Annotated in this window: 1 protein-coding gene; it reads right to left on the bottom strand. The window is 59.5% G+C overall.

Translation table 11 applies throughout. The features are described 5' to 3' along the window. Positions 1–336 (bottom strand): DNA methyltransferase (locus BEB54_RS28385; protein WP_272897256.1); only part of this gene is annotated, 336 nt, incomplete at both ends.

Here is a 336-nt window from a genome sequence, read left to right as displayed (position 1 = left end):
AAGGCGTTGCTGCCCGGCACGGTGATACTGCTCAAGCAGCTCGATACCGATATACCGGCGTCCGGACTGGAGGGCGGCGACGCAGGTTGAGCCGCTGCCTGCAAACGGGTCCAGCACAATTGCGTTCGGGTGTGTGAAGCTCTCAATCAGCGGTTGCAGGCTGGTAACGGGCTTTTCCGTCGGGTGATGGCGATTGCCCGAATATTTCCAGCCCAGCACGTCCGGCAGCGGGTTTTGTGGCAGACGTGGACGGCCTTTTGCCAGGATGTAGGCGCATTCGTGGCGATAGCCCACATATGCGGCCTTCGATGTGTAGTTTTTGGTGAAGACCAGGTG

Source organism: Escherichia sp. MOD1-EC6021, from assembly GCF_002965245.1.
GTDB classification, from domain to species: domain Bacteria; phylum Pseudomonadota; class Gammaproteobacteria; order Enterobacterales; family Enterobacteriaceae; genus Escherichia; species Escherichia coli_F.
The sequence above is the reverse complement of the archived record's forward strand: the minus strand, read 5'-3'. Positions and strand labels throughout refer to the sequence as shown.